Genomic DNA, 26,348 nt, shown 5'->3' on the forward strand with positions numbered 1-26,348 from the left:
CGCACGGGGCCCGTGCGCCCGCCGCCTCAACCGCAGGCGGGCGCGACCTCCAGCCGCCGGCGCCCGCGCCGCAGCAGCAAGGTGAAGGCGAGGCCCGCGAGGGCGGTAGCCGCGCCGGCCAGTGACACCGCCGGATAGCCGAGGCCCGCGTCGATCACCGCCCCGCCCAGCGCCGCGCCGAGGGCGTTGCCCAGGTTGAAGGCGCCGATATTCATGGCCGAGGCGAGGTTGGGCGCCTCCGCCGCCTCGCTCACCACCCGCATCTGCAGCGGCGGAACAAGCGCGAAGCTGGCAATGCCCCAGAGGAAGACGAGCGGCACCGTGGCCGCCTTCGAGCCCATGCCGCCCGCGAACAGCACCAGGAGGACCACCACCGCCACGAGCGAGCCGATGAGCGTGCCGTCGAGCGAGCGGTCCGCGAAGCGCCCGCCCATCCAATTGCCCACGGCGAGCCCCAGCCCGTAGACGATCAGCATGGCGGTGACGAAGCCCGAGGCCGCGCCCGTCTCAACGCGCAGGATCGGCGCGATGTAGGTGAAGACGGTGAACATGGCGCTGGCGCTCACCACCGTGAGCAGCAGGGCGGCGAGCACCGGGCCGCGCGCCAGAACCTTCAGTTCCGAGCGCATGTCGGTCTGGCCGTCGACCTTCAGCTGCGGCAGCGAGACGCGCACGGCCAGCATGGCCACGGCGCCGATGATCGCGATGCCGAAGAAGGCCGTGCGCCAGCCCACGGTCTCGCCCACCCAGGCTGCCAGCGGCACGCCGCCGATGGTGGCGAGGGTGAGCCCCGAGAACATGGCGGCCACCGCGCCGGCCCGCTTCTCCGGTGGCACCACGCTCGCCGCCACCACCGCGCCGACGCCGAAGAAGGCGCCGTGGTTGAAGGAGGTGACGATGCGCCCGGCGAGCAGGGCCCAATAGCCGTCGGCGAAGGCGGAGATGAGGTTGCCGACGGTGAAGATGCCCATGGAGAGCATCAGCAGCCGCCGGCGCGGCATGCCGGCAAAGGCGAGCGTCATGATGGGCGCGCCCACCAGCACGCCGAAGGCATAGGCGCTGACCAGCAGGCCCGCCATGGGGATGGAGACGCCGAGGTCGTTCGCGATCACCGGAAGCATGCCCATGGGCGCGAACTCGGTCACGCCGATGCCGAACGCGCCGATGGCCAGCGCCAGCAGGGGTGGATTGATCTTCATGGCTGAGAAGCTCCGCCGAATTGTTCCTTGCCGGAATATGATTGACAGACGACGGCTTCAGTAGTGAGCCTTCGGGTCAAGCATCTTTGCGCGGGAATCACGAATGGAGCGCGCCGACCGAACGGGGGAAATGGCCATCTTCCTGAAGGTGGCCTGTGCCGGCAGCCTGTCGGGCGCGGCGCGGGAGCTGGGCCTCACGCCATCTGCGGTGAGCCGGATCGTCGCCCGCATCGAGGCACGGCTGGGGGTGCGGCTCATGGTGCGCACCACGCGCCAGCTGCGCCTCACGACGGAAGGGGAGACTTATGCCCGCGCGGCCCGGCGCATCCTCGCCGACCTCGACGAGACGGAGACCGCCCTCGCCGACCGGGCGAGCCCGCGCGGCCGCATCCGCGTCAGCGCCGCCATGGCCCATGGCCGCATGGTCATCGTGCCGCTGCTCGGCGCGTTCGTGGCGCGCTACCCGGAGATCGAGGTGGAAATGGAGCTGAGCGACGAGGTGGCCGACGTGCTGGGCGGGCGCGTGGACGTCGCGATCCGCTTCGGCCCGCTCCTGGACAGCCCGGTCACCGCCCGGCGCCTCGGCGAGACCGGCCGCACGGTGCTCGCCTCGCCCGACTATCTCGCGCGCCACGGCACGCCGCGGGTGCCGGCGGACCTCGCGCATCACAACTGTCTCGACTTCAGCTTCCGCCGCATCGAGCCCGGCTGGCCGTTCCGCGAAAACGGGCGGGACTACATGCTGGCGGTGAAGGGCAACATCACCGCCAACAATGGCGAGACGCTGGTGCAGCTCGCGGCCCAGGGCGTCGGCATCACCCGGGTCGGCAACTTCCACATCGACGAGGCCTTCGCACGGGGCGAGTTCGCGCACGGTGCCCTGGTGCCGCTGCTGGAGGCGTTCAACCCGCAGGACCGGGAAAGCATTCATGCGGTCTTCATCGGCGGGGCCAACACGCCGGCGCGGGTGCGGGTGTTCGTGGATTTCCTTGCGGAGAACCTGCGGGGCGCCGGCCCCGAGCACGGCTGATCCTCCACGGGCCGAGACCTCCCCCCGAGCAGGCGCGGGGGGAGGTCCTTGTTCATCACGCCAGATCGAAGCGATCCGCGGTCATCACCTTCGTCCAGGCGGCAACGAAGTCCTTGACGAACTTCTCCTTGTTGTCGTCCTGGGCATAGACCTCGGCATATGCCCGCAGGATCGCGTTGGATCCGAACACGAGATCCATGCGCGTCGCAGTCCACTTCAGCGCATCGGTCTTGCGATCGCGGATCTCGTAGAGGCCGTTGCCCGCCGGCTTCCACACATTGCCCATGTCGGTGAGGTTGACGAAGAAGTCGGTCGTCAGCGCGCCTTCCCTGTCGGTGAACACCCCGTGCTTGGTGCCGCCGTAATTGGTCCCGAGGACGCGCATGCCGCCGACCAGGACGGTCATTTCGTTCGCGGTCAGGCCCATCAGCTGGGTGCGGTCGAGCATGAGCTCCTCCGCGCTCACCACGTAGTCCTTCTTCAGCCAGTTGCGATACCCGTCGTGGATCGGCTCCAGCACCGCGAAGGACGCGGCGTCGGTCGTCGCGTCCGTCGCGTCGCCGCGGCCGGGCGCGAACGGCACGGTGACGTCGACGCCCGCCGCCTTGGCGGCCTGCTCCACGCCCACGTTGCCGCCGAGGACGATGACGTCGGCGATGCTCGCCCCCGTCTCGGCCGCGATGCCTTCCAGCACGCCGAGCACCTTGGCGAGGCGCGCCGGCTCGTTGCCTTCCCAGTCCTTCTGCGGGGCAAGGCGGATGCGCGCGCCGTTGGCGCCGCCGCGCATGTCGGAGCCGCGGAAGGTGCGGGCGCTGTCCCAGGCGGTGGCGATCAGCTCGCTGGCCGAAAGGCCGCTGTTGACGATTTTCGCCTTGACCGCGGCCACGTCGTAATCCGTGCGGCCGGCCGGGACCGGATCCTGCCAGATCAGGTCTTCCTTCGGGACGTCCGGGCCGATGTAGCGGACCTTCGGGCCCATGTCGCGGTGGGTCAGCTTAAACCAGGCGCGGGCAAAGGTGTCCTGGAAATATGCGGGGTCCGCCATGAACTTCCGGCAGATCGCGTTGTAGACGGGATCCACCTTCATCGCCATGTCGGCATCGGTCATCATTGGGTTGTGCCGGATCGACGGGTTGCTGGCATCGACCGGCTTGTCTTCCTCCTTGATGTTGACCGGCTCCCATTGCGAGGCCCCCGCGGGGCTCTTGCGAAGCTCCCATTCATGGCCGAAGAGCATGTCGAAGTAGCCCATGTCGAACTGCGTCGGATGCGTCGTCCAGGCGCCTTCCAGGCCTGAGGTCACGGCGCGGCTGGCAAGGCCCTTCTGGCCGGGGTTCGCCCAGCCCAGGCCCTGCTGGTCCACACCGGCCGCCTCGGGCTCGGGACCGAGCGCCTTGGCGTCGCCGTTGCCGTGGGTCTTGCCGACCGTGTGGCCGCCGGCGGTCAGCGCCGCGGTCTCCTCGTCGTTCATGGCCATGCGGGCGAAGGTCTCGCGCACCTGCGCCGCGGTCTTCAGAGGGTCCGGCTTGCCGTTGACACCCTCCGGGTTGACGTAGATCAGGCCCATCTGCACCGCGGCCAGCGGGTTCTCCATGGTCGAGGGTTCGTCGACGTTCCCGTAACGGCTGTCGCTCGGCGCCAGCCATTGCTTCTCCGAGCCCCAATAGGTGTCCTTCTCGGGGCCCCAGATGTCATCGCGGCCGAAGCCGAAGCCGAAGGTCTTCAACCCCATGGATTCATAGGCGATGGTGCCGGCGAGCACGATGAGGTCGGCCCAGCTGACCTTGTTGCCGTACTTCTTCTTGATCGGCCACAGCAGGCGACGCGCCTTGTCGAGGCTTACATTGTCCGGCCAGGAATTCAGCGGGGCGAAACGCTGGTTGCCGGTGCCGCCGCCGCCGCGGCCGTCGGCGATGCGGTAGGATCCGGCCGCGTGCCACGACAGGCGGATCATCAGGCCACCGTAATGCCCCCAGTCCGCCGGCCACCAATCCTGGCTGTCGGTCATCAGGGCGTGCATGTCCTTCTTGAGCGCCTCGAAGTCGAGCGTCTTGACCTCTTCACGGTAATTGTAGGCCGCCCCCATGGGGTTGGTCTTGGTATCGTGCTGATGGAGAATGTCGAGGTTCAGCGCCTTCGGCCACCAGCCAAGGTTCGTCTCGCCGACTTCCGTGACCGCGCCGTGCATCACCGGGCATTTGCCGGCCGGCCTCATCTCACTCCCGCCCATGTCGCTCTCCTGACAGTGATTATGCATTCTGGTGCGCCACCAGATGCACGCGCCGCACTGCGATCCGTCGATCATGCCGGAACACAGCCCCGAGCTGCGCGCCTTCCATTGACGGGCTAAGTCCTACCCCAGAAGTATGATAATGAAAATTTGCATTTTCTAATCAGAACGATATGTTTAACTTATGAACGGTATCACCATGAAGCAGCTTCGCTATTTTGAAGCGCTGGCCCTGCATGGTCATTTCGGCCGCGCCGCCGAGGCCTGTTCCATCTCGCAGCCGGCCCTGTCCCTGCAGGTGAAGGAGCTGGAGGACATCCTCGGAGCGCCACTGGTGGAACGGGGCACGCGGCAGATCCGCCTGACAAGCCTCGGCGAGCAGTTCGCGCTGCGGGTGCGCGGCATTCTCCGCGCGGTGGATGAGCTGGATGACCTCGCCCGCTCCTCACACAGCGCGCTCGCCGGCCGGCTGCGGATCGGCGTCATCCCCACCGTCGCGCCCTATCTGCTGCCAGCGGTGATCAAGCGCCTCACCGAGCATCTTCCGGCCCTGGACCTGCGCCCCCGCGAGGCGGTGACGCAGAGGCTGGTAGAAGACCTGGCGGAAGGCCGGCTCGACACGGCCATCGTCGCCCTGCCGATTTCCGAGCCCTCCCTGAACGAATATGCCCTGTTCGAGGAGGAATTCGTCCTGGTGCGCCCGGTGGAGGATGCGGAAAAGCCGGTGCCGAACCCGGAGATGCTGCGCGAGATGAGGCTGCTCCTGCTCGAGGAGGGGCATTGCTTCCGCGAGCAGGCCCTGTCGTTCTGCAAGATGTCGTCGAGCCTCCCGCGTGACCTGATGGAGGGCAGCTCGCTGACGACGCTGGTGCAGATGGTTGGCGCCGGCATCGGCGTCACCCTCATCCCGCAGATGGCCGTTTCCATCGAGACGCGCTCGGCATCCGTATCCGTCGCGCAGCTGGCCCATCCGCGCCCGTCGCGGACGATCGGCATGGTCTGGCGAAAGACCACCCCCCTGGCGGGCCAGTTCGAGCATATCGCCGAGATGGTCCGCGGGGTCGCGGTCACTCCTCGTTGCGCCGCGCGCGCTTGCGGGTCTTGAAGTCGGCCTTCAGCTCGGCACGGCTGTACTGGTTGTTGCCCTCCACCAGCTGGGTGAGCATGGCGAGGAAGGCGGAGCGATACTCCGGGTCGAGCGGATCGAGCAGGCGCTGCTGCGCCTTCACCATGCTGGCATACATCTTCTCCACCAGCGTCCGGCCCTCCTCCGTGAGATAAACGTTCATGGAGCGCCGGTCGCGCTCGGAACGCTCGCGGCGCACCAGGCCGCGCTCGGAAAGGCGCTCCAGAACGTCTGCCACATTGGTGCGGTCGATGCCCACCTCCACGCCGAGGGTGCGCTGGTCGCTGCCCGCGTGCTTCAGCAGCGTGGTCATCAGCCCGTACTGCACCGGCGTGATGTTGAACTCCTTGCACTCCTCCAGAAAGAGGGCGGAGTGGATCTGGTGCAGCCGCCGCACCAGATAGCCCGGCCGCTCCCACAGGGGCATGGCCGGCTGGGCTGCCGACAGGGCATCCCCGGACCCTGCGGGGGCCGGCGGCTCCGGGGCGACGGCGGCGGAAGGAGGAGCCGCCGGCTTTCTTGCGCGGACGGTCCGTTTCCGGGCTCCGGATTCCTCCTGCGCCGGATGTGCATCCTTCAGACCGCCGGTTTTCGTCACCCTCAAGTCCGCACCTTCCCTCATTCCCCGAAGCGCCGTCCGCCCGGCAGGCAAGCCGCACGGCGCAATCCTGATCGGCATCGGAGCATGTCCCGGGCGCCGCGCACAAGCGCCGCACGAAAGGACAGCTGCGAACGGTGGATTCCGCTTGCCTCGCGACTGCGCACTGAGGCACGCTTCATGCAGTGTACCACATTGTATCCTGGCAGATACGCCCTTTTCGGAGCTCCCCACCAGTTCAGAACTACCAAAAAAGAAGGACATCCAGAGATGCTCGCTCGGTCTGCCCCCAAGCTGCTTGCATCAATTATAAGCTGTATGCTGATCATTTCGTCGGCCTCTGCCGCCGAGACCATCCGCGTTCGACTGGACTGGGCCCCCTGGGGCAACCAGGCCCCCTTCCACCTCGCAGCCAAGAGAGGCGTCTTCGCCGCGAACAGCCTCGACGTGGAACTCGTGGACGGCAATGGCTCGGTCGCCACCGTCCAGATCGTCGGCAACGGCAGCGAGTTCGACGTGGGCCATGCCTCCCTCGCCCCCATGGCCATCGCCCGCGCCAAGGGCCTGCCCGTCAAGGCCATCGCCGGCTTCATCCGGCAGAACGACATCGGCCTGCTGGTGCCCAGGGACAGCGGCATCGCCAGGCCGGCCGACCTCAAGGGCAAGACGCTGGCCTTCACCGCGGGCTCGCTGGAGGCGCCGTTTCTCGACCGCTTCCTCGCCGCGGGCGGCCTCACGCGCAGCGACGTGGAGCTCATCGCCGTGGATGCCGCGGCCAAGGGCGGCACCTACATGATGGGCCGCGCGGACGGTGTCTTCTCCACCGTCCCCTTCATCCTGCCGGTGGTGAGCGAAAAGCGGCCGTCCAACGTGATCCGCTTCGCCGATCATGGCCTCGCCTTCCCGAGCTTCGGCCTCTTCGCCACCGAGAAGAGCATCGCCGCCAAGGGCGCCGCGCTGAAGACCTTCTCGTCCATCGTCGCCGGCATGTGGACCTACATCCTGGCCGGGCACGAGGACGAAGCCGTGGCAGCCATCATGGAGGCGCGGCCGCAGGCGAAGCTGAACCCGGCCATCCTGCGCGCGCAGATCGAGACGCTGAAGGGCTACGTCTCCACGCCCGCCACCAAGGGCCAGCCTATGGGAATGATGGCCGTGGCCGACTGGACGCAGGCGCTCGCCACCCTCGCCGCGGGCGGGCTCATCCCGCAGGGGCAGGACGCCAAAGCCTACTTCACCGACGACCTCATCGACCCGGTGCTGGTGGCCCGTGTCGCGGCGGGCGGCAAGTAAGGTGCCCGCCCCCTTCATTTCCGCGCAGGGTGTCAGCAAGAGGTTTGGCGGGCCATCGGGGGTGCTGGCCCTCGACGAGATCGGCCTGGAGATCGGCGAAGGCGAATTCGTCAGCCTGCTCGGTCCTTCCGGCTGCGGGAAGAGCACGTTCCTGCGTTGCCTCGCCGGCCTCGAGACGGCGACCACGGGATCCCTCGCCCTGGAGGGACGGCCCATCCTCGGCCCGCCCGAGGCCCTCGGCATCGCCTTCCAGCGGGACGCCCTGCTGGAATGGTTCGACATCCTCGAAAACGTGCTCCTGCCGGCCGATTTCGGCGGCAGGCGCAAGGGCGACTATGTCCGGAAGGCGCAGGAGCTGCTGCAGATGGTGGGGCTGAAGGACTTCGCCCATGCCTATCCGGCAGCCCTGTCCGGCGGCATGCGCCAGCGGGCGGCCATCTGCCGGTCGCTGCTCATGGAGCCGCGCCTCCTGCTCATGGATGAGCCCTTCGGCGCCCTCGATGCGCTCACCCGCGACCAGCTGAATGTGGACCTGCACCACCTGTGGCTCCGGCGGCGCATGACTACGGTGTTCGTCACCCATTCCATCTCGGAGGCGGTGTTCCTGTCGAGCCGCATCGTGGTGTTCTCCCCGCGGCCCGGGCGCATCGTGGAGAACGTGGCGCTGGACCTGCCCGACGAACGCCGCCTCGCGGTGAAGGAGGCGCCGGAATTCCTCAGCTACACCCGCCACTTCCGGCACCTGTTCGAAACCATGGGCCTCATTCACGACTGAGCGGACAGCATGATGGACAAGCTCTCATCCGCCCTCAGGGGCTGGGGCACGCCGCTGGCCGGGGCCCTTTCCGTATTCATTCTCTGGGAAGCGGTGGTGCGCGTGGTCGGTGTATCGCCGATCCTCGTGCCGCCTCCCTCCCTGGTGCTGGCGGACATTGCGGCGGCGCCCCTCTGGTTCGCCCAGCAGACCGCCTTCACCGCCCTCATCACCCTGTCGGGCTTCGCCTGCGCGGCGGTGTTCGGCATCCTGTTCGCCATCCTCATCGTCGAGTGGCCGCTGCTCGACCGCCTGCTCTTCCCGCTCTTCATCGCCCTCAACAGCGTGCCGAAGGTGGCGGTGGCGCCGCTCTTCATCATCTGGTTCGGCACGGGCGCGGAACCGAAGATCGCCATTTCCTTTCTGGTGGCGGTGTTCGCGATCGTGGTGGACACCGCGCTGGGCCTGCGGTCCGTGCCGGCGGACACGCTGGACCTCGCCCGGGCGCTCCGCGGCTCCCGGCTGAAGGTGCTGCTGCGCATCAAGCTCTATTGCGCCTTGCCCCACATCTTCGCGGGGCTGAAGGTCACCATGTCGCTGGCGCTGGTGGGAGCGATCGTCGGCGAGTTCGTGTCGGCGCAGAAGGGGCTCGGCTACGTCATCCTGACCGCGCAGGGCATGTTCGACACACCGCGCGTGTTCGCCGCCATTCTCATCCTTGCGGTGATGGGAGTGGGGCTGATCGCGCTCATCGACGCGGCCGAGCGCCGGGCCCTGCCCTGGCGCAGGCGGCAGGCGGGCGGGCACTGACGAAGGCCCGCCGGCGCACGCGCGGGCCCATCCGGCACCGGCGGAAGACCGGGGCCGGGCATGGCGCCCATCCGTCTCACAGTGCGCCGAACGCTCCGGGGCAGACGGGCGCCGGCAATGTCGCCCCGAAAGCCGCGGCGGCCGCCAGCAGATGATGGTCCGCGCCCCATCTCGCCACGAGCTGCACGCCCAGCGGGCCGCCATTCTGCGCAAGGCCGACCGGCATGGCGATGGCCGGATGTCCGGTGAGGTCGAAGAGCGAGAGCGCCGACGTCCATTCGGAGCGCAGCGGCCCCGTCTCCTTCCCGTCCACCGCCAGCGGGCCGGCAAGATCGAAGTCCGCGCCCACCAGCGGGGCCGAGACGCAGGGGGTGAGGATGAAATCCACCTCCCCCAGCACGCCTTGCACCTGCCGGAACAGCTGCGTGCGCGCCACCTGGGCCCTGAGGAGGTCGAGCGCGCTGAAGCCCCGCGCCGCCGCGATGCCCGCGCGGAGCGTCGGCGAGAGGCGCGCGAGAGCCGCATCGGGCGTCGCAGCGAAACGCAGCGCCCAATTGCTCTGCTGCAGGGTGGACCAGATGGGATCGGGGTGGGCGAAGCCATAGGCCTCCACCCGCACGCTCGCGCCCAACGCCTCCAGGATGCCAGCGGCATGGCGGGTCGCGGCTTCCACCTCCCCCGCCACCATGCGGTTGCCGGTGGTGAGCCACAGCAGGACCTTGCGCCCGGCCAGGGGCGACCCGGCGGGCGCGGGCCCGGACGGCCCCTTGAGGCTCCAGGGATCGGCCGGCATCGGCCCCGCCACCACCGGCAGCGTGGCGGCGATGTCCGCGACGGAGCGGGCCAGAAGGCCAAGATGGATGAAGCTGCCGAAGCCGTCCGGCACCCGCTCGTGCGGCACCAGGCTGAGGGTGGGCTTGAACCCGTAGAGGCCCGTCGCGGCCGCAGGCAGGCGCGTGGAGCAGCCCGCGTCAGTGGCCAGCGTCACCGGCGTCACGCCCATGGCGACGCTCGTGCCGGCGCCGGAGGAGGAGCCCCCGCAGGTGAGCGCAGCATCGAACGGATTGAGGGTCAGGCCGGTGAGGGGTGAGGCCCCGAGGGGCGAATGGGCGAACTCGGTGGTGGTCGTCTTCCCGATCACCACGGCCCCAGCCGCCTTCAGCCGCCCCACGGCCGCGATGTCCGCCTGTGCGGGCGGGGCGTCGGCGAACAGCAGGGAACCCCAGCGGGTGGGCAATCCCGCGCTGTCCAGAATGTCCTTCACGCTCACCGGCACCCCCGCGAGGGGCCCCACCTCCTCCCCCGCCCCGATGCGCGCATCCAGCACGGCGGCGGCAGCCATCGCGCCCACCTCGTCGAGGGCGGCGAAGGCATTGAGCGGGGCGATGGCGCGGGCGCGGGACAGCGCCTCGGCCACCGTGTCGGCAACCCGGCGCGCGCCCGACGCATGGGCCGCCGCGAGCTGCGCGACGGCAGACGTTTCAGCCGCCATCATCACACCGGAATGCACAGGGCGTTGTCGATGAGCAGGCTGTCGTACACGCAGGTGCGCGAGGCCAGCCTCAGCCCGTCCTCCGTGCGCCGGAAGCGATCCATGTAGCGCCCTACCTGGTGGATGGTGGCATCCGGCCGGTCGAACAGCACCTGGAACACCACGTAGTGGGCCGCGGCTGAGATGATGCCATCCGCCTCCTCGGCAACCGTCAGGTTGCTCACCATGTGCCGCAGATAGCGCGGCGCGAACATGGCGGTCTTCTCCAGGGCGAACGCCCGGTCGCGGATCATGCCCCGGTTCTCGCAATAGATGAGGCCCACCGGAAGCCTGCGGTCGAAATTCTCGCGCGAGACGATGGTGTAGAAACCGTCCGGCGTGAACAGCCCCGCCCAGTCCATCAGGCGCTGCTCGTCGAGGGCGCTGCAATAGGCCGCGTTGAAGGCCTCCACCTCCGCCTTGAGCAGCAAAGCGGAGATGAGGTCCTCCCGGCTCGGCGCCGGCGCGTTGGATGTGCTCAGCATCGGGGCCTCCTCAGGCAATGCCCATGGCATCGCGCCAGTGGCGGTACATGGCGCGGATCGCCGCTTCCGAAATGAGGGTGTCGGCGGTGCCTGCCTCGGTATCGGGATCGAGCTTCACCAGATGCTCGCCGCCGGGGATGCCGAGCATGCCGTCCTGCACGAACTTGATGGCCTCGTTGTCCTCAAGGCCCAGGAATCCGGCCGGGCCCATGAGATTGCCCTGGCGCAGGCGATGGCGGGTCATCTCCTCGTCGTCGCCCTCGAAGCCGAACATGGTCCATTTCATGATGAATTCGTTGGGCCCGTTGGGCACGATGTGGCGGATGCCCAGCGTGTTCATCTCCCGCTGCACGATGAGGTTCGGCCAGATGGTCGCCATGGTGACGGACCAGGGGCTGTCGAACTCGTCGATGAAGTCCATAAAGCGCGGCTCCTCGAGAGTCATGCCCTCCTTGTAGGCCCGCATCTCCTTCTTCTTATCCTCGGAAACGACAGCATCCGACTTGGCGGAGGCCATCACCCCGTGGCGGCCGGAGGGATCCGCCAGCATCAGCGACTTGTTGCCCGCCACCAGCAGGCCGAACGTGACCAGGAAGGTGTGCAGCAGGGTGGCGTGATAGGGGTCCTTCAGGTTCTCGTGGTAGAGCTTCCAGTTGCCCGGCAGGCTGTGGCGATAATGGCCGAGCAGCTTGGGCTTGCGCCCGTCGAACGTGGCCTCGAACTCGCGCAGCACTTCCGGCCCCAGATAGTCGGGGAAGCTCTCCATCTCCTCCGCATACGAGGCGAAGACCACGCCGCGATGGGTGGTGACGGCAAGCTGCCTCAGGCCATGCTCGGCCGGCTTGAAGTCCTTCGGCATGCCGCCCTTGCCGTCCACCCCCCGGCGGAACGGCACGCCCACGAGGTTGCCCTTCAGGTCGTAGGACCATTGGTGATAGGGGCAGACGAACTCCTTGGCGTTGCCCGACAGGTCCCGGCAGAACTCGGCGGCGCGGTGGGCGCAGCGGTTCTCGAACACGTGGATGGAGCCATCCTCGGCCCGGGCGACCACCACAGGCGTGGGCCCCACGTTGGAGCGGATGAAGTCGCCGGGATTTTCGATCTCGCATTCGAGCGCGACGAAGTTCCAGGTGCGGCCGTGAAAGATGTTCTCCACCTCCCGCTGGTAGATGGCCTCGTCCGTATAGACCCAGTCCGGAATGACCGAGAGGCCTTCCGTGGGCCACACATATTTCTTCGCGAACTGGACGTCGGGGCTCGCGCTCATGTCGTCCTCCTCTGGGCTTGTTGCTTCGCTGCCCACCAGGCGCGCGCCCACGGCGGCGGCGTCGAAGGGGGTGGGATCGTAAAGCTCGGCGCGGCCGGCGCGGATGGCGGCCGGATCATCGAAGGCGATCACCGCCGTGACCCGGCCCGTCGCTGCATCCAGCGTGCGATACACAGCCCCGGAGGCAGCGTCCGGCCCCGCCGCCACCACCGTATCGGTGGCGTCGGGCGTGCCCGTCATCTGGATGTTGAGGCCAAACTGGTCGGTCCAGAACCAGGGCGCCTTTTCCGCCGGGATCTCAGTATCACCGGCGATGGCGCGCCCCGCGGCGGCGCCCTGCTCCTCCGCATTCTGCCAGCTTTCCAGGCGGCGACGTCGGCCGCGGAGAAGCGCATGATGGAGCGCGCAGTCTCCGGCGGCGTAGATGCCCGGCACGCTGGTGCGGCCGGCGGCATCAACCACGATGCCGCCCTCCACCGCACAGCCCGCCTGCCCGGCCAGCGACGTCTCCGGCACAAGGCCAACGCCCACCAGAACCGCATCCACGGTGATCGGCCCGGCGGTGGTGGCCACGGCGAGGCCCCCCTCGACCTGGTTGATGGCCTCGACGCCGATGCCACGCCGTACCTCGACGCCAGCCTTCTCCGCCACACGGCGGAAGACGGCGCCGAGCGCGGGCGGCAGCAGGCGCGCCATGAGCTCGGCTTCACGCTCCAGCAACACCACCTCGACACCGCGGGCGCGGGCTGCGGAGGCGAGCTCCAGCCCGATGAAGCCGCCGCCCACCACCAGAACCCGGCGCGCCCCGGCGAGCGCCCCTGCAACGGCCCGCGCATCCTCGATCGTGCGCAGGTGGTGAACACCGGGAAGGTCTCCCCCCGGCACTGCGAGCCGCCGGGCTGCGCCGCCGGTGGCGAGGAGCAGGGCGCCATAGGAAAGCGTGCTGCCGTCGGACAGGGTCACCACCTGAGCGGCAGCGTCCACCGCCTCGACCCGCACGCCGAGATGGAGCAAGACCTCAAGCGCATCGGCCTCTTCGGCCGAGAGCCGCGCGGCGGAGGCGAAATCGAAGCTGCCGGAGAGGATCTCCTTGGACAGCGGCGGCCGCTCATAGGGAAGATGCGGCTCGGCACCCACCAGATGGATGGCGCCGGCAAATCCCGCCCCGCGCGCCGCGCGGATGGCGGCGGCCGCCGCCTGCCCGGCGCCTGCCACAACAAGCGCAGGCGCCCCCCGCATCGCTGTCGGCGGCGCCGGCTCCGCACCCGCAGGCTCAGCTGAATCCGAGTCCAATTCAAGATGTATACTGCTCATATCGAGATCGATGAAGACCTCCCCACCCTCCACCTTCGCGGCATAGGTGGCGAGGTCCCTTGTCAAGGGCGCGCAGAGGGCCTTGCCGGTGCGGATGTCGAAAACGCCCTGGTGGAGGGGGCACTCGATGGTGCCGTCCTCCACATGACCATCCTTGAGAAAAGCCAGCGCATGCGTGCAAATCCCGTGGGTCGCATGCACCTCGCCGCCAATGCGGAACAAGGCGACCGGCGTGCCGTCCACCTCCACGCCGACAACGCCGCCATCGCGCAGCGCGTCCAACCGAGCCACCTTCCGCCAGGCCATTCCCGCTCCCTTACAGGTTCAATTTTAATCAGTATACTATCTATTATACGCAACACCAGAAACACCTTGGGCGCCCGCGCTCAGGCCCTGACGAACAGCCGGCGCAGGGCTCCGCGCAAGGTCGCGACCAGCAGGCTGAGGGCGCTGAGCTCCGCTGCCTTGGCCGCCGGCTCCTTCCCCGCCAGGGCCGCCGCGAGGTTTCCGGCGAATACACCGGCAAGGTGCCCCACCAGGTTCTGCACCAGCGCCCCCCGCGAGAACTGGGCGAGCGGCCCGGTGATGCGGTAGCGCAGCGTGACGTCGAGATCGGTGCCGCCCGCTCTCGGATGCAACGCGAACACGATCTCGCCCTTCGCCTGCGAGCCGGAGCCCCGGTCCTTGCCCGAGCCCGTGACCAGGCCGGCATGGACGGCATCATCAAAGCTCACCTCCGCCTCGCCGCCGAACGAAGCCTTGATGGGGCCGAAGGTCACCACCATGCGGCCGTCCAACCGCTTGCCGTCGAACGAGACGATCTCGGCGCCCGGCAGGCAGCGGGCCAGAAGGTCCATGTCCTTCAAGGCAGGCCAGACGGCGGCCGGCGACGCATCCATATGGACGCTCTGGCGGATCTCGCTGCCGCCTCCACCGAGGCCGGCCGCAACAGAAGCTGCGGGCGGAGCCGAGGCCTTGGCCGCCATCGGCGCGGGCGTCAGCGCAACTTCGGACACGACCACAGTCTCCGCCGCCTGCGCCGCCACCGGCACCTTGCCGGCGGAGACCGCGCACACCGCATTCACGATGCCCACATAGCCTGTGCAACGGCAGAGATTGCCGCTCAATTCCTCGCGGACCGTCCGCTCGGAGCAGGCGCCGAGGCGCGTCACGATATCCCGCGAGGAGATGAGCATGCCCGGCGTGCAGAAGCCGCACTGAAGGGCGTGGTGCTCGGAAAACGCCTCGCGCAGCTCTGCCATCACCGGGTCGGCGTCGAAGCCTTCGATGGTGCGCACCTCGGCCCCGTCGCAGGCGGCGACGGAGGCAATGCAGGACCGCTGCGGCTTGCCGTCGATGAACACGGTGCAGGCCCCGCATACCCCCTGCTCGCAGCCCAGATGCGTGCCGGTGAGCGAAAGGTGCTCGCGCAGGAAATCCGCGAGGTGCGTGCGCGGCTCCACCAGCGCGCTGACGCGCTCGCCGTTCACGGTGAGGGTGATGGCGTTCATTCAGATCCCCGCATCGCTGAAGGCGCGTTCCACCGCCACCTTGTGGATGGCCCGGAAGGCCTCCGGAAGGCCGGCGAGTGCCGTGTCGATTTCCGCATTGGCAACGACCAGGGCCCCCGCCGGATCGCCCGCGGCAAGGGCGGCACCTGCGCCAGCCAGCACCAGCGGCGGCGCTTCCACCGCTCCTGCCACCACCCTGGCAAGGCCGCTCCCGCCATCCAGCACCACGGCGCCGATGGCCTGGGCGAACTCGCCGGTCTTGCGGCAGATCTTGTGGTAGCCGACTTTCGCGCTGCCCGAGAGCACCGGCACGCGCACGGCAGTGAGCAGTTCGTCCGGCGCGAGAACGGTGGTGTAGGCGGCGATCATGAAATCGCCCATGGCCACCTCGCGCATCCCGGCCGGCCCGCGCAGCGTCAGGCGCGCATCGAGCACGGCCATGGTGGAAATCCAGTCGGCCGCCGGATCCGCATGGGCGAGGCTGCCGCCGATGGTGCCGCGGTTGCGCACCGCGCGATAGGCGATGCCGTGCGCCACACGGCGCATGAGCCCTGCCGACACGTCCGGCACCACGCCATCCTCGAACTCGGCATGGGTCCAGCCGGCGCCGATCTCCAGGAAGGTCGCGCTGCGGTTCAGCGCGCGCAGCTCGGAAACCCGGCGCAGATCCACGAGCGCCGAGGGCCGCGCCAGGCGTAGGTTCAGCATGGGGCCGAGGGAGCAACCGCCGGAGACCGGCTTTGCCCCATCCGAGCCGGCGATCGCGCCGAGGGCCTCGTCGAGGCTTCCGGCGAAGGAGAGATCGAAGGCGGCGGGCTTCATGCGGCGCTCCGCCCGTTGGCGTCCCGTCCCCTGGCATCGGCGAGCGCCGCAAGCACGCGTTCGGGCGTTGCCGGGATTTCGCACAGCACAGCGCCGAGGCCCCTCAGGGCGTCGTTGATCGCATTCACCACGCCCCCCGCAGGCGCGATGGCTCCACCCTCCCCCACGCCCTTGATGCCATGGGCCGAGAAGGGCGAGAGCGTCTCGGTATGGGCGATGCGCACCCTGGGCAGCTCCGTGGGGCCGGGGAGCAGATAATCGACCAGGGTGGACGCCAGCGGCTGGCCCTCCCGGTCATAGGTGCTTTCCTCGAACAGCGCCGTGCCGATGCCCTGGGCCACGCCGCCATAGGCCTGGCCCTCCACGATCATGGGGTTCACCATGCGTCCGCAGTCTTCCACCACCACATAGTCGAGAATCTCGGTGGCACCCGTCCTCGGGTCCACGGCCACCACCACCGCGTGGGTGGCATAGGAAAACAGGCCCGTATCCACCTGCGGCTTGTAGCCGTCAGTCACCTCGAGGCCGCCGGTGTCCACATCGTCCGGCAGGACTTCCGGCGTCGTGTACCAGGCGCGGGCCACCTCGGCGAAGGTGGTGGATCCGTTGAGGCCGTGGATCACGCCCTTGTCGAAGCGGATATCGGAGGGCGCGCATTGCAACAGGTGCGCGGCCAGCGCCTTCACCTTCTCCGCCAGCTTCTGTGCCGTGCGGGACACCGCCCCGCCCGCCATGACGATGCCGCGCGAGGCATAGGCGCCGGTAGAGAAGGGCGTGGTCGCGGTGTCGCCCAGGATGACGTGGATCTGCGATACGGGAAGGGTGAGGATCTCGCTCGCCACCTGCGCCAGCGTCGTCTCCAGGCCCTGGCCGATGGTGTGGATGCCGGCGCGCACATCGGCGCTGCCATCCGGATTGATGCGGATGGTGGCCTGCTCGTAGCCCGGCACCAGTGGCGTGCCCCAGGAAGCGAAGACCTTGGTGCCGTGGGCGGACTGCTCCGTATAGGTGGAGAAGCCGACGCCGATCAGCCGCCCGTCCGCCTCCCCCGCCGCCTGCCGCGCCCGCACGGCCTCGAAGCCGATCATCTCCCTCGCCATGGCGAGGGATTGGGGATAGTCGCCGCTGTCGTAGAACTTCTTCGTAATATTGGTGTAGGGCATGGCCGCAGCGGGCACGAGGTTCTCCGCCCGCACGTCCACCGCCTCCCGCCCCACGGCGGCGGCGATGGCGTCGATGGTCAGTTCCATAGCGAAGCACACGCCCGGCCGCGCCACGCCGCGATAGGGGGCGAACGGCGGCTTGTTGGTGGCCACCGAATAGGTCTTGCAGCGATAGACCGGCCAGACATACGGCCCCGGCAAGTTGCCGCCGGCCTGCGCCGCCTCAAGGCAGGCGGTGAAGGGCCACACCGAATAGGCGCCCACATTGACGCTCACTTCCGCGTCGAGGCCCAGCAGCTTGCCACATTCATCCGCATAGGCGGTGATGACATATTCATGCTCCCGGGCATTGGCGCCGGCGGTCAGGTGCTCGCGCCGGTCCTCGATCCAACGGAACGGGCGCTTCAGCGTCATCGCCAGCCACGCCACGAGGATTTCCTCTGGCTGCATCAGACACTTGTAGCCGAAGCCCCCGCCCACGTCCGGCGGGGCGATGCGGATCTGGCCGGCGGGCAGGCCCAGCGTCTCGGCAAGGCCGGCGCGGATCATGTGCGGCACCTGGGTGGAGGTGTGGACCACCAGCATGTTCGCCTGGAAATCCCACCAGGCGACGAGGCCCTTGCCCTCCATGGGGTGCATGCACTGGCGGCCGGTGCGGAAGCGCTTCTCCACCTTGATGGGCGCGGTGCGCGCCACCTCCTCCATGCCACCGGTATCAAAGCTGGTTTCGAGAAAGAGGTTGTCGCCCCACGCCTCGTGCAGCAGCGCCGCGCCAGCCGCGCGGCCGCTGTCGCAATCGACGATGGCGGGCAGCTCCTCATAGTCGAACAGCGTCGCCTCGCAGAGGTCCTCCGCTTCGGCGCGGGTGGGCGCATAGGCCATGGCGACGATGTCCCCCACATAGCGCACCTTCTCCCGCGCCAGGGGCGGCCAGGCGGAGAGCTTGTAGCCGGGAATGGTGGAGCGGGTGACGATGTCGCCGATCCCCGCGGCATCGGCGACGGTGAACACCCGCTCCTCCTGCCCCTGTGGCTTGGTCACGGCGGTGATGCGCGCGTGGGCGACGGGGCTGCGCAGGAAGGCTACGTCGCACATGCCGGGCATGCGGATGTCGCCGGCGAAGCGACCCCGCCCCATCAGGTGGCGCGCATCCTCCTTGCGGCGGACACGCGCGCCGATTCCCTCGCCTTCAACGGTGCCGTGCTGTGCGGACATGGACTTCCCTGCCTTTTGCCCCTGGCTCTTGCTGGAGCGGCGCGGACGCCGCCCCATATGCGTGCGTGTCAGCCTAGAACCGCAGTTCGCTCAGGGCCATTTGGGCGCAGCGAAGCGGAAGGTGTCGAGCCGGTAGTCGGCCACGCGCATCCAGGCGTTGGATTCGTTCAGGAAGGTCTTCCACGGCTCGTAGATCTTCCTGAAGTCCGGATTGGATGCCGCGATCTCCGCGAAGGTCTCCGTGGTGGCCTTGTACACCGCCTCCATCACCGGCTGCGGGAATGCGCGCAGCTCCACGCCCGCGCCGAGCAGGCGGCGCAGGGCCTCCGGGTTCCTGGTGTCGTAACTGGCGAGCATCATCAGGTTCTGCTCGGTGGCCGCGGTCTCGAAGGCCGCCTTATAGAACGGCGGCAGCGCATCCCACGCCTCCTTGTTGGCGAGGGTGGTGATCTGGGCGCTGCCCTCCCACCAGCCGGGAGTGTAGTAATATTTCGCCACCTTGTTGAAGCCGAGTTTCTCGTCATCGTAAGGGCCGATCCATTCGGCCGCGTCGATGGTGCCGCGCTCCAGGGAGGGATAGATGTCGCCGGGCGGAATCTGCTGCGGCACCACTCCAAGCTTGGAGAGGATGCGCCCGCCGAGGCCGGCGATGCGCATCTTGAGACCCTGGAGGTCCTCGAGCCCCTTGATCTCCTTGCGATACCAGCCGCCCATCTGCACGCCGGTATTGCCACAGGGGAAGGAGACCATGTTCTCCTTGCCGAACAGTTCCTGGATCAGCGCCTTGCCGCCGCCGTAATAGTACCAGGCGTTCTGCTGGCGGGCATTGGTGCCGAAGGCGATGCCGCCGTCGAAGGCATAGGCCGGGTTCTTGCCGGTGAAGAAGGCGGTGAGGGTGTGGGAGCACTCCACGGTCTTGTTCTTGGTGGCGTCGAATACCTGCGTGGCGCCTACGATCTCGCCGCCGGCGAACGGCATCACCTCGAACTTGCCTTCGGTCAGCTCGCCGATGCGCTGGCACATGGCCGCGGCCGAACCGTAAATGGTCTCGAGGCTCTTCGGCCAGCTGGTGGCCATCCGCCACTTCACCGAGGGCAGGCCCTGGGCGAGCGCCGGCGCGGCGACCACCGATGCGGCGCCTCCAGCCGCGAGCTGGGTGAGAAATGTACGTCGCTTCATCCTATTCCCCTTTTGGTTCTTGGCTGGAGCAACCCGGGGGAAGAACCCGGGACTGTGCGGATGACCGTGCTGCGGAAATGGGAAGGGCGCGGCGACGCGAGAGGCAGGCGCGCATCACAGGCCTGCCCCCGGCTTCGGAAGGTCGCCGAGCCCCGGCATGGCCGGCAGGTCCGGCAGGCCGCCTGGCCCGTCGAGGCCATCGAGCTGACGCTGGGCCGCGGCGGGATCGCTGGTCCCGGCGGCGCTCTTGTAGTGCATCACCATCTGCGGGAAGAGGATGATGAGCCCCACCATGACGAGCTGGATCACCACGAAGGGTATGGCGCCCCAATAGATCTGGGCCGAGGTGATGGGCTCCATGCGCCGCCCCGTCACCTTGTCGAGATAGGGCACCTTCGGGGCCACGGAACGCAGGTAGAACAGAGCGAAGCCGAACGGCGGATGCATGAAGGACGTCTGCATGTTCACGCCCAGCATCACCCCCAGCCAAATGAGATCAATGCCCAGCTTCTCCGCCGCAGGACCGATGAGCGGGACGATGATGAAGGCGAGCTCGAAGAAATCGAGAAAGAAGGCGAGGAGGAAAATCAGCGCGTTGATGAAGAGCAGGAATCCCACCTGCCCGCCCGGCAGGCTGGTGAGCAGATGCTCCACCCACAGATGCCCGTTGATGCCGTAGAAGGTGAGCGAGAACACCCGCGCGCCCACCACGATGAAGATGGCGAAGGCCGAGAGCTTGGCCGTGGTCTGCGTCGCCTGGGTGAGGATGGAGAGGGAGAAGCGTGCGGGATTGCGCTCCAGCCGCCGCTTGATGGCCGCCAGCACCATGGCGCCCACCGCACCCATGGCACCGCCTTCCGTCGGCGTCGCGACGCCGAGGAAGATGGTGCCCAGCACCAGGAAGATGAGCAGCAGCGGCGGCACCATCACGAACGTGACCTGTTCCGCCATGCGCGAGACAAGGCGCAGGCCTGTCGCACGCTCCACCGCCGCCACGGCGAAAGCATAGACGGCGCCGGCTCCAACGAGATCGGCGAGCAGGCTCAGCGCACCGTGGCCGCTCTGGCGCGCCGCCACATAGCCGAGCGCAACCGCAACCGTGAGGAGAGCCGAGAGCGCAAGGCGCCGCGCGCCAAGAAAGCGATTGAGCAGGGTCGAGACCAGGGCCACCACGGTGGCGACACAGATGGCCAGGATGACGTAATCCGCCCCCGGCTTCACCTCCTGCTCGCCCATCACCATCGTTGCGACCGCTGCGGAATACGCCAGCAGCACGCCCAGCTGCCACACGCCGCGCCGTCCCGAAGGCTCGCGGCAGGTGAGGGCCTCCGGCGGCAGGCCGGGGGCCGCCTTTGGGGCGACCAGCGTCACCAGGAAGACGAACAACGCATAAAGGCCGGACAGCACGAGGCCGGGCACGAAGGCCCCCTCATACATGTCGCCCACCGAGCGACCGAGCTGATCGGCCATGACGATGAGCACGAGGGACGGCGGGATGATCTGCGCCAGCGTGCCGGAGGCCGCGATGACGCCCGAGGCAAGCCGCCGGTCGTAGCCATAGCGCAGCATGATCGGCAAGGAGATGAGGCCCATGGAGATGACGGAGGCCGCGACCACGCCGGTGGTCGCCGCCAGCAGCGCACCCACGAAGATCACCGCATAGGCAAGGCCGCCCCTGACCGTGCCGAACAGCTGGCCGATGGTTTCCAGAAGGTCTTCCGCCATGCCCGAACGTTCAAGGACGAGGCCCATGAAGGTGAAGAAGGGAATGGCCAGCAGCACTTCGTTGGACATGGTGCCGAATACGCGCTCCGGCAGCGCCTGGAGCAGGGGCCAGGAGAGCGTGATGGTCTCCGGCGCATACGGCGATAATTCCACCGCGATGAAGAAGAAGAGCAATCCGTTTGCGGCCAGGGCGAAGGCCACCGGATAGCCGAGTAGCATGAACACGACGAGGGTCGCGAACATGATGGGGGCAAGGTTCTGGGCGATGAAGGCGATCATCGAAATACGACCCCGCGACGCACTGGAATGAGGGGAAGACTGCGGGCGCTCACGGCTTCATCCCGCCTTCGGAAATGCGCGGGTCCACTGCCGCGAGCTCATGCAGGATGCGCTCCGCCTCCGCCTCGTGGAGATCGGTGGCGGCGCTCTCCTGAAGGTCTCCGCGCATGATCGCCACGCGCTTGATCAATTCGGAGGCGCCCTGCAGTAGGATGAGGCCGAAGCCGAGGAGGATCAGCGCCTTGGCCGGCCACAAAATCAGCCCGCCGGCATTGGTCGACATCTCCGACGAGGAGAGGGAATTCATGACGAAGGGAATGGAGAGCCACACCATCAGAGCGCAGAAGACGCCGAGGAAGAAGATGATGCAGAATATTTCAATGATATTCGTGACGCGCCGCGAGAACTTGCTCGCCACGATGTCGATGCGGATATGCTCGTTGAGCTGAAGCGTCCAGGGCGCGCACAGCATGAAGACCGCGCCGAACAGATACCATTGCAGCTCCAGCCACGCGTTCGATGAGACGCCGAACAGCTTGCGCACCACAGCATTGGCCGCGGAAACGAGAATGGCCACGAAGATCGCCCAGCAGGCAATCCGTCCGACAAGGGCATTCAGACGGTCGATCGCAAAGGCGACACCAAGAATAGTCTTCACGCCGACACTCCCCATGATCAGAGCCGGACAACCGGGCCCCACGGACACTGGAGATATAAAAAGAACTTTTCTAAACTAAAATGCGTCCGCCTGATATTTTGGATGCGCAGATTCAAAGCATTCGATCGCCATGCAGTTTTCGTATATCCGCATTGCCATCGGGTATTCTGCCAGATGGCAATTGAACCGATGGGCGTTGAACACTTGCGGCACGAGGCAGATATCTGCCATGCCAGGCGCATCACCGAGAACGAAGCGCCCCGACACCCCCCTCGCCGCCAGCACGCCCTCGATGCTGCGGAAGCCTTCCGCGATCCAGTGGGCATACCAGGCGCTGCGGTCCGCCTCGGACTGGCCGAGCCGCGTGTCGAGATACTTCAGCACCCGCACATTGTTCAGCGGATGAATGTCGCAACAGATGATCTGGCTGACGGCGCGCACATAGGCACGGGCCTCCGGCGCCTCGGGAAGGAAAGGCGGATCGGGCCGCGTTTCCTCCAGATACTCCATGATGGCGAGAGACTGGGTAAACACCCGCCCCGCGTCCACCAGCGCGGGGACAAGCCCCTCCGGGTTGAGCCGGAGAAAAGCGTCCGCCTTGTGCTCCATCTTCGGCAGGCTCACATAGTGCGGCTCAAAGGCGAGCCCCTTGAAAGCCAGCGCGATGCGCACGCGATAGGACGCGGACGACCTGAAAAAACCGAACAGTTCCATCTGCGCACTCTGGAAGAGCTTGTTTGTCTTGGTACGCAATCTGTCTTGCCGCAGGAGGGGACGGCGCCGCGCACCGCCCCTCCGCCGGTCAGGCGCCAGCCGCCTTGTTCAGGATTTCCTCGGGCGTGCTCGAAACAACCTTGGCGTAGCGCGGGACGAACTTGCCACCCGCGATGTGCCGGATGAATGACGGCTTGATCTCCTCCGCGAGGATCCGGCGAATACGCGCGTGTTCCTCGATGTCCTTCCACTCCGCGATCAGGTAGAAACGCAGCGGATCTTCCTCGTCACGAAGAAGAACACCGTCCTTCACCTGAGCCCACGACTTGTGCATGGGGTTTCCATCCGAGTAGTCGAACGCCTCGAACTCGCGGATGAACGCGTCTTCCACACCCGGATGAATGGTGAAATCGTAAATGTGAAGGTAGTTGCCCTTCGTCGCGAGCGGCTCCTGCGCCATGCTGGCCTCCCCCCGGTAGTCCGTGGACAGTGTGAGAGCCGCCTGCGGCGGACTCGAATAAAGATGTACACTGATTATTGTTGCCGTCAATGCGCTGGGTCAGCTTTCGCTAAAAATGCTGCATTGAAGAGCATAATGGCTATTTTAAGCGCATATTCCGCTCCATCGTGGCGCCTTCTCGTGCACATAAACAGATGTATACTGATTAAATAGATGGCCTAGCATCGCCCCCGCTCTCGCACAGCAGCATGAGGCAGAAGACAGTGAGCGCCGCCATTTCCCGGTCCCCGGAGCCACATCCACCACGCATTGCGGCATTGACCGGGAGCTTCGGTTGCGGCGCATTCTCTCCCCTGGCCGCGGTCGAAGCCTGCCTCGCCGCGGCGCGCGATGCGCCGGACGCCTTCATCACCCTGACACCAGCGCGGGCGCTCGCGGAGGCTGCAGCGAGCGCGGAACGCTACGCGGCAGGTGAACCGACCAGCCCACTCGACGGCATCTGCGTCAGCTACAAGGACCTGATCGATTGCGCCGGAGAGACCACCACGGCCGGCTCGCCCCTGCATGCAGGCGATGCGCCGGCGCGCGCCGATGCACCGCTGGTGGCGGCCCTCTGCCGCGCGGGAGCAATATGCGTCGGCAAGACCAACCTCACGGAGTTCGCCTTCTCCGTCCTCGGCTGGAACCCGCATTTCGGGACGCCGGACAATCCGCGGGTCTGCGGGCACGTGCCGGGAGGATCGTCCAGCGGCGCGGCGGTAGCGGTGGCGCGCGGCGCCTGCCATGTGGCCATCGGCACGGACACGTCCGGCTCCGTGCGGGTGCCGGCGGCCTTCTGCGGCCTCGTCGGCTTCAAGCCCTCCCCGCAGCGCTACCCGCTCGACGGCACCTTCCCCCTCGCCCCCTCCCTCGACACCATCGGTCTCCTGGCCCACCACGTGGAGGATATCGCGGTGGTGGATGGCGTACTCGCAAGGACAGCCGCTGCGCCCGCGACGAACCTCGCGGGCGCGCGCTTCATAATTCCCCAGGGCCTCGTGACGCAGGACCTCGCCCCCGACGTCGAGATCGCCTTCGCCAGGGCACTCACCCGGCTGCGGAACCTCGGCATCCCCGTCGCGTTTCGCCCGGTCGCCGCCCTCGATGCCGCCCACGCCGCCATGATGGCGCACGGGCCGCTGGTCGGCGCCGAGGCGGCGCGGGTCCATGCCGACCTCCTCAAGGCTCCGGAGCGGCTCGCCCGCATCGATCCGAACGTGCGCGCACGCCTGGAACTGGCCGCCCGCATGCCGGAGGACGCCTATCGCGCATTGCTTTCTACCCGCGCGCGGCTTTGCGACGACCTTGTCGCAGACATCGGCGATGCCATGCTGCTCTTCCCCACAGTCCCTCATCTGGCGCCGGAATTGGCACCCCTCATCACCGATCCCGCGCTGTTCGCCAGGGTGAACCTGCGCACCTTGCGCAACACCATGCTTGGCAGCTTCCTGCGCATGCCCGGCCTTGCCCTGCCGCTGGAACGCGGGCCCGGGGCACTCCCCGCCAGCCTGCTCCTGAGCTGCGCCGAGGGCGGCGACGCGCGCCTTCTCGCCATCGGCTGCGCCCTGGCCGAGGTGCTGGGGCAGGATGCATGATCCTGCGATACGGCGGCCACCCGGCGCAGCTCCGCCGCACGAAAGCCGGTGGCGGCCTTCCTAAAAACATGCATCTACACAATGATTTAGCCTACATCCCGATTTCGCTGGCGACAGAAATACCGGCCTCTGTAGCCCTGTGACCCACGCCGGAAAGCCCGGCAGGAAGGATTCGGGAAAGACCATCTGCGCCGCGCCAGCGGACGCGGCCTCGGCGATGAGGTCGCAGGCCTTCTCGGCCGTCTTCTGGGCGTCCGGGAGCAGGGACGATGTATGGCCGGCGGCGGCCTTGAAGCGGGGCTAGCTGACGGTCATCGGGGGCATTTTGCCGTTGGAGGGGTGCGGAAGATGCGCGCCCCGCCACGAGGCCCGCCTCCCCTCCCGGCAAAGAAAGGACGTTCGCAAGCCGCGTTGCGAAGATGCCCCCCGGCGCGATGCGTATCCCGCGCCGAGTGCCTTGGCCCTAGGTGCCGCGACCGCCGCGCGGCTATTCCGCCGCGGCCGCAGCCGCGAACCAGGACCCCGGATAGGCGGGTCGGCGGCGGACAATCCAGGCATCGAGCCCCTCGCGCAGGTCGGCGGTCGGCGCCATGCGGGCGAACTGCTCCGCCTCCACCAGCAGGCCCTCGCCGATGGGCTGGTTGAGTCCGCGCGTCACCGCCGTCAGGATGCTCGCGACCGCCAGGGGCGAATGGACAAAGATGCGCTCCAGCAGCCCGCGCGCGGACGGGATCAGCTCGTCGTGCGGGACGACAGCGTTGACGAGGCCCAGTTCCAGCGCGCGGGCAGCGGAGAAGCTCTCCCCCGTGAGCAGCAGCTCGATGGCCCGCTTGCGCCCGGCGAGGCGCGGCAGGCGCTGCGTCCCACCAAAGGTGGGCGGCATGCCCAGGCGGATCTCCGGCTTGGCGAACACCGCCCGCTCGCTCGCGATCGACAGGGCGGCGGCCTCCGTCACCTCGCACCCACCGCCGTAGGCGAGCCCGTTCACCGCCACGACGATGGGCTTGCGGAACGCCTCGATCCGGGCGGTGAGCTTCTGGCCGCGCGCCACGAAATCCCGCAGCGCCACATCCGCCCCAACGGCCACGGAGCGCGAGAATTGCGGGATGTCACCGCCTGCGGAAAAAGCGCGCTCCCCGGCGCCGGTGAGAATGACGCCCCGCACCGCCGCGTCCCCTTCGATCCCGTCGAGCAAAGCAAGCAGCGTATCGATGGTCTCGTAATCCAGCGCGTTGAGCTTTTCCGGGCGGTTGAGCGTCAGCGTGGCGATCGCCCCTTCGGTCGTCATCAGCACAGGCCGTGTCATCGGCATCTCCTCCAAAACGGTGCGGAGGGAAGGATGGCCGGCGCG

General features: G+C 67.8%; 22 protein-coding genes. 6 read left to right on the forward strand and 16 right to left on the reverse strand.

All coding sequences use genetic code 11. The annotated features are described in order from the left end of the window. Positions 1-26: 26 nt before the first annotated feature. A complete protein-coding gene (locus V5F59_RS15535) occupies positions 27-1,199 on the reverse strand; it encodes an MFS transporter (RefSeq protein WP_393976112.1) in 1,173 nt (390 codons plus the stop codon). 103 nt (positions 1,200-1,302) lie between these two features. On the opposite strand from V5F59_RS15535, the gene V5F59_RS15540 reads away from it, so the two are divergent. Further along, on the forward strand, positions 1,303-2,229 hold the full coding sequence (locus tag V5F59_RS15540; RefSeq protein ID WP_393976113.1) for a LysR family transcriptional regulator: 927 nt from the start codon (positions 1,303-1,305) through the stop codon (positions 2,227-2,229). Positions 2,230-2,284: 55 nt separating this feature from the next. On the opposite strand, the gene katG is transcribed toward V5F59_RS15540, so the two are convergent. Further along, positions 2,285-4,459: a catalase/peroxidase HPI gene (katG, locus tag V5F59_RS15545; protein ID WP_393976114.1), complete on the reverse strand. Its 2,175-nt coding sequence runs from the start codon at positions 4,457-4,459 to the stop codon at positions 2,285-2,287. Positions 4,460-4,643: 184 nt separating this feature from the next. Here katG and V5F59_RS15550 point away from each other — a divergent pair, with 184 nt between their 5' ends. Then, entirely contained in the window at positions 4,644-5,564 is a 921-nt protein-coding gene (locus tag V5F59_RS15550) for a hydrogen peroxide-inducible genes activator (protein WP_393976115.1), read from the forward strand. Here V5F59_RS15550 and V5F59_RS15555 read toward each other — a convergent pair. After that, positions 5,527-6,012 (reverse strand): MarR family winged helix-turn-helix transcriptional regulator, encoded by a 486-nt coding sequence (locus tag V5F59_RS15555; protein WP_393976116.1) that lies wholly within the window; start codon positions 6,010-6,012, stop codon positions 5,527-5,529. The two genes, V5F59_RS15550 and V5F59_RS15555, sit on opposite strands and share 38 nt — an antisense overlap. 489 nt (positions 6,013-6,501) lie before the next feature. On the opposite strand from V5F59_RS15555, the gene V5F59_RS15560 reads away from it, so the two are divergent. From V5F59_RS15560 to V5F59_RS15570, 3 genes are read left to right on the forward strand one after another with little or no spacing between them, the layout of a single operon-like run. Next, positions 6,502-7,476, forward strand: coding sequence for an ABC transporter substrate-binding protein (locus V5F59_RS15560; protein WP_393976117.1), 975 nt, complete (start codon positions 6,502-6,504; stop codon positions 7,474-7,476). 1 nt (position 7,477) lies between these two features. Continuing rightward, the gene (locus V5F59_RS15565; RefSeq protein ID WP_393976118.1) at positions 7,478-8,251 is read left to right on the forward strand and encodes an ABC transporter ATP-binding protein; all 774 of its coding nucleotides are present in this window, start codon (positions 7,478-7,480) and stop codon (positions 8,249-8,251) included. Positions 8,252-8,260: 9 nt separating this feature from the next. Beyond that, positions 8,261-9,040: an ABC transporter permease subunit gene (locus V5F59_RS15570; RefSeq protein WP_509211104.1), complete on the forward strand. Its 780-nt coding sequence runs from the start codon at positions 8,261-8,263 to the stop codon at positions 9,038-9,040. A 76-nt stretch (positions 9,041-9,116) separates the two neighbouring features. Here the strand turns inward: V5F59_RS15570 and V5F59_RS15575 are convergent, their stop codons facing one another. The 11 genes from V5F59_RS15575 to V5F59_RS15625 form a co-directional block, all read right to left on the reverse strand. Continuing rightward, positions 9,117-10,535: an amidase family protein gene (locus tag V5F59_RS15575; protein ID WP_509211105.1), complete on the reverse strand. Its 1,419-nt coding sequence runs from the start codon at positions 10,533-10,535 to the stop codon at positions 9,117-9,119. Next, complete coding sequence (locus V5F59_RS15580) at positions 10,535-11,056, reverse strand: aromatic-ring-hydroxylating dioxygenase subunit beta (protein WP_393976121.1); 522 nt, start codon at positions 11,054-11,056, stop codon at positions 10,535-10,537. Before V5F59_RS15580 ends, V5F59_RS15575 begins: the two co-directional genes overlap by 1 nt. A 10-nt stretch (positions 11,057-11,066) precedes the next feature. Then, entirely contained in the window at positions 11,067-13,943 is a 2,877-nt protein-coding gene (locus V5F59_RS15585; protein WP_393976122.1) for an FAD-dependent oxidoreductase, read from the reverse strand. An 80-nt stretch (positions 13,944-14,023) separates the two neighbouring features. After that, positions 14,024-15,148 carry a 2Fe-2S iron-sulfur cluster-binding protein gene (locus tag V5F59_RS15590; RefSeq protein WP_393976123.1) on the reverse strand — a complete coding sequence of 375 codons (1,125 nt, stop codon included), beginning with the start codon at positions 15,146-15,148 and terminating at the stop codon, positions 14,024-14,026. Then, positions 15,149-15,970, reverse strand: coding sequence for an FAD binding domain-containing protein (locus V5F59_RS15595; protein ID WP_393976124.1), 822 nt, complete (start codon positions 15,968-15,970; stop codon positions 15,149-15,151). Then, positions 15,967-18,348, reverse strand: coding sequence for a xanthine dehydrogenase family protein molybdopterin-binding subunit (locus V5F59_RS15600; RefSeq protein ID WP_393976125.1), 2,382 nt, complete (start codon positions 18,346-18,348; stop codon positions 15,967-15,969). Before V5F59_RS15600 ends, V5F59_RS15595 begins: the two co-directional genes overlap by 4 nt. 90 nt (positions 18,349-18,438) lie before the next feature. Further along, the gene (locus V5F59_RS15605) at positions 18,439-19,527 is read right to left on the reverse strand and encodes a TRAP transporter substrate-binding protein (RefSeq protein WP_393976126.1); all 1,089 of its coding nucleotides are present in this window, start codon (positions 19,525-19,527) and stop codon (positions 18,439-18,441) included. A gap of 114 nt (positions 19,528-19,641) precedes the next feature. Beyond that, positions 19,642-21,531 carry a TRAP transporter large permease gene (locus V5F59_RS15610; RefSeq protein WP_393976127.1) on the reverse strand — a complete coding sequence of 630 codons (1,890 nt, stop codon included), beginning with the start codon at positions 21,529-21,531 and terminating at the stop codon, positions 19,642-19,644. Between the two features lie 49 nt (positions 21,532-21,580). Further along, positions 21,581-22,189: a TRAP transporter small permease subunit gene (locus V5F59_RS15615; protein ID WP_393977038.1), complete on the reverse strand. Its 609-nt coding sequence runs from the start codon at positions 22,187-22,189 to the stop codon at positions 21,581-21,583. A gap of 75 nt (positions 22,190-22,264) precedes the next feature. Continuing rightward, positions 22,265-22,903, reverse strand: coding sequence for a maleylacetoacetate isomerase (gene maiA, locus V5F59_RS15620; RefSeq protein ID WP_393976128.1), 639 nt, complete (start codon positions 22,901-22,903; stop codon positions 22,265-22,267). 88 nt (positions 22,904-22,991) lie between these two features. After that, on the reverse strand, positions 22,992-23,363 hold the full coding sequence (locus V5F59_RS15625) for a hypothetical protein (protein ID WP_393976129.1): 372 nt from the start codon (positions 23,361-23,363) through the stop codon (positions 22,992-22,994). Between the two features lie 317 nt (positions 23,364-23,680). Between V5F59_RS15625 and V5F59_RS15630 the strand changes: the two genes are divergently transcribed. Further along, positions 23,681-24,997: an amidase family protein gene (locus V5F59_RS15630; protein ID WP_393976130.1), complete on the forward strand. Its 1,317-nt coding sequence runs from the start codon at positions 23,681-23,683 to the stop codon at positions 24,995-24,997. A 60-nt stretch (positions 24,998-25,057) separates the two neighbouring features. Here the strand turns inward: V5F59_RS15630 and V5F59_RS15635 are convergent, their stop codons facing one another. Then, complete coding sequence (locus tag V5F59_RS15635; RefSeq protein ID WP_509211233.1) at positions 25,058-25,261, reverse strand: nitrilase-related carbon-nitrogen hydrolase; 204 nt, start codon at positions 25,259-25,261, stop codon at positions 25,058-25,060. Positions 25,262-25,484: 223 nt separating this feature from the next. Next, complete coding sequence (locus tag V5F59_RS15640) at positions 25,485-26,303, reverse strand: crotonase/enoyl-CoA hydratase family protein (RefSeq protein WP_393976131.1); 819 nt, start codon at positions 26,301-26,303, stop codon at positions 25,485-25,487. Positions 26,304-26,348: the final 45 nt, after the last annotated feature.

Origin of the sequence: Xanthobacter nonsaccharivorans (genome assembly GCF_043194755.2) — a bacterium.
Classification (GTDB): Bacteria; Pseudomonadota; Alphaproteobacteria; order Rhizobiales; family Xanthobacteraceae; genus Xanthobacter; species Xanthobacter autotrophicus_G.